We start from the raw sequence: 2,778 nt of genomic DNA, 5'->3' as shown, positions 1-2,778 counted from the left end.
AAAACAGCTGCCTGAATTCTCATTCAATGCCCCACTAAAAATGGGGGGATTACCAATTTTTCGAGATCGTTTGTTTTTATGCCTACATTTTACCTTCAGCCTCTGGAAGTGTTTATTTGTGGGTAAGTAATATGACGGCTACTATCAATAATCGCAGATTCAGTAAGGTGCGCGGGAACGGCATCCGTCATGGACAGAATATGAAAGACTGTCACCCCGTGGGCCAGAAGATAGTCAGTAACGATGCGCCTGTGACAGCGCCACCAGAGCACCTCCGCGCACATGATCGCAACAGTTGCCTGCTGTCCCGCCTCGATAAGCCGGGCAAGACCTCGGTGAAAGTCTTCTCCAAGCGCATAATCCGCATAATTATGAAAACTCTGAACACGCCAGAATGCGTTGGTCTCCGCAGGCATCGTCTTCGACCGTGGCCGTCGTCCACCAAGCTCTGGAAAATGACTATATCCGATCCCCTGTGCCGCCAGTTCCGGCTGGAGACTGGTGCCATCATAGTCTCGATTACGCCGGGAATACGGAAAAGCCCTCACATCCGCGATCAGTGTCACGCCATAATGACGCAAAAGCGCGATAAAATCAGATAGCGCAAGCGTGGAATGCCCAATGGTGTAGAATGGATGACAAGAAGATGATCTTGCCTCCCCTGCGAGGTTCACATTGGATACGGAGTTTTCCATGCCGTCACAAACTTTCCAGATCGGAGACATCGTATCTTGGAACTCGGAAGCGGGATACGTCAGTGGACGGATCAAAGCCATTCATACGGCGCCCTTTCTGGTCAACGGCTATCAGCATCACGCGACGGCAGAACACCCTCAATATGAAATAGAAAGCCTTAAAACCAGTCATATCGCCTTTCACAAAGGCACGACCCTTACACTTGCTGAGTGACTGGATCATCTCCTGAGCCAGCATCATGTCTGCGCCGCAATATCCATCAATGTAGAGACAGACGGATTGGCTGAGGTGATCGGAGCACAGAGCACCACATCCAGCGTCGGGGTGACAGACGTGAGTGTCGCAATAAGCCTCTCATGACAGAGATCATCTGGCCCAATCACTCTTTTATTGGCGCGCACATGCTCTGCTCTCATTATAATTCGTAATTTTTCTCTTGGTAGATGGATTGTTCGCAAATGCGGAGAATATTCCTCTCGTTGCACAACTTTATATAAGCCTTGGTAATCCCCCCATAAAAAGAGTGACTTTTGAATGAGAATTTTCTCAGCGTAAGAATTGAGGAGATTCTGATGAAGAGTGATCGCTTTACTGACGCCCAGATCATGGGTGTGATCCGCCAGGCTGAGGGCGGTGTCCCGGTTCCTGACCTGTGCCGGGAGCATGGGATCAGCAACGCCACGTTTTACCGGTGGCGCGCGAAATATGGCGGCATGGATGAGGTGGTCCCGTCCGTTCGGACAGTTTTGCGGGCTTGATAAGCTATACCCGGTTGTTGTTATGCCGCCCTTCTGACGGCGTTGCTGTTGGCCATCTGGTCCGGGGTTAACCCCGGACCAGATGGCGTCGGCACGTTATGATACGCCTCATCGGGCGTATGTCCAGCCAGCGCCGTATGCGGACGCCTTTCGTTATAATGGGCGATCCATCTGCCAAGCCCGGCCCTCAGCTCTGATCCGGTCTCGAACGCGTGCAGGTAGACGCATTCATATTTCAGCGACCGCCACAGACGCTCGATGAACACGTTGTCCAGCCATCGCCCACGCCCGTCCATACTGATGCGGATCTGACGCTCTTCCAGTATCCCGGTGAAACGGGGTGTCGTAAATTGCGACCCCTGGTCAGTATTGAAAATGTCCGGGGCGCCATAGCGCATGAGGGCATCCTGTAGCGCCTCGATACAGAACTCCACGTCCATCGTGTTCGACAGACGCCAGGACAGGACCTTGCGCGTGAACCAGTCCATGATCGCCACGAGATAGAGAAATCCCCGTTTCATGGGAATATATGTGATATCGGAACACCAGACCTGGTCAGGCCGATTGATGACCAGATCCCGTAGCAGATATGGATATTTCCGATGCTCCGGATGGGGCACGGTCGTGCGCGGCTTCTGGTAGATCGCCCGCAGGCCCATGATCGCCATGAGCCGCCGGACCCGCTTGCGGCCCACTTCATGTCCCTGGCGGCGCAGATGCCATGTCATCTGCCGTGAACCATAATACGGCGTTTCCAGGAACTGGGCGTCGATCAGCTGCATCAGCTCCAGATTGGCCTCGCTCTGTGGCACAGGCCGATAGTAGACGCCCGACCGGTTGAGTTGCAGCAGCGTGCATTGCCGGATTATCGGCAGACGCGCTCGCTTCAGGTCAATCATCTGCCGCCTCTGATCACGCCCAACCGAGCAGAGGCATCCCGCAAAAAATCCCGTTCCACGAGAAGTTCGCCTATCTTCGCGTGCAGTTTCTCCACGTCAGCAGGGCTGACCGGGGGCTCAGCCACCGTCTTTCCGGAAAAGGTCGCCGCCATCCCCTCGATCGCCTGCCGTTTCCACTGGGCGATCATCGTCTGATGTACCCCATGTTTCGAAGCCAGTTCCGCCAGCGTCAGTTCCCCACGGATCGCCTCCAGCGCAACCCGTGACTTGAACTCTGTCGCATACCGTTTCCGCGTAATCTTGCCCATAAAACCCGTCCTCGTTCAGGCCAGATGATAGCTTATCGCCCTGTCCGAAAAATGGGGACCACCTCTGGTTCGCGAAAAGCCTGAAAAGCTGTCGGTTCCGGCCCTTCCCAACAGGGT

The 2,778-nt window shown here is 54.3% G+C and carries 4 protein-coding genes and 1 pseudogene; 2 read left to right on the top strand and 3 right to left on the bottom strand.

Annotation, left to right across the window (positions count from 1 at the left end):
* Positions 1 to 95: 95 nt before the first annotated feature.
* On the bottom strand, positions 96 to 695 hold the full coding sequence (locus tag APA10_RS11530) for a DUF488 domain-containing protein (RefSeq protein ID WP_035366892.1): 600 nt from the start codon (positions 693 to 695) through the stop codon (positions 96 to 98).
* On the opposite strand from APA10_RS11530, the gene APA10_RS14740 reads away from it, so the two are divergent.
* Positions 694 to 909 (top strand): hypervirulence associated TUDOR domain-containing protein, encoded by a 216-nt coding sequence (locus APA10_RS14740; protein ID WP_080587168.1) that lies wholly within the window; start codon positions 694 to 696, stop codon positions 907 to 909. The two genes, APA10_RS11530 and APA10_RS14740, sit on opposite strands and share 2 nt — an antisense overlap.
* A gap of 23 nt (positions 910 to 932) precedes the next feature.
* On the opposite strand, the gene APA10_RS15440 is transcribed toward APA10_RS14740, so the two are convergent.
* A complete protein-coding gene (locus tag APA10_RS15440) occupies positions 933 to 1,319 on the bottom strand; it encodes a substrate-binding domain-containing protein (protein WP_250697653.1) in 387 nt (128 codons plus the stop codon).
* Here APA10_RS15440 and APA10_RS11520 point away from each other — a divergent pair.
* A pseudogene (locus tag APA10_RS11520) lies at positions 1,269 to 1,415 on the top strand (transposase); the annotation flags it as partial. The gene APA10_RS15440 and the pseudogene APA10_RS11520 sit on opposite strands and share 51 nt — an antisense overlap.
* Before the next feature lie 59 nt (positions 1,416 to 1,474).
* Here the strand turns inward: APA10_RS11520 and APA10_RS11515 are convergent.
* Positions 1,475 to 2,661, bottom strand: a protein-coding gene (locus APA10_RS11515) for an IS3 family transposase (RefSeq protein ID WP_089041186.1) whose coding sequence is annotated in 2 segments (ribosomal slippage) — positions 1,475 to 2,391 and positions 2,391 to 2,661 — 1,188 coding nt in all. Because the reading frame shifts where the segments join, the coding sequence is not laid out codon by codon here.
* Positions 2,662 to 2,778 lie beyond the last annotated feature (117 nt).

This window comes from Acetobacter pasteurianus subsp. pasteurianus LMG 1262 = NBRC 106471 (assembly GCF_000285275.1).
GTDB lineage: Bacteria > Pseudomonadota > Alphaproteobacteria > Acetobacterales > Acetobacteraceae > Acetobacter > Acetobacter pasteurianus.
This window is presented reverse-complemented; position numbering and strand designations above follow the sequence as displayed.

Coding starts and splice junctions, on each gene's coding strand:
- APA10_RS11530 (WP_035366892.1), bottom strand. CDS start 695: ATGGAAAACTCCGTATCCAATGTGAACCTCGCAGGGGAGGCAAGATCA.
- APA10_RS14740 (WP_080587168.1), top strand. CDS start 694: ATGCCGTCACAAACTTTCCAGATCGGAGACATCGTATCTTGGAACTCG.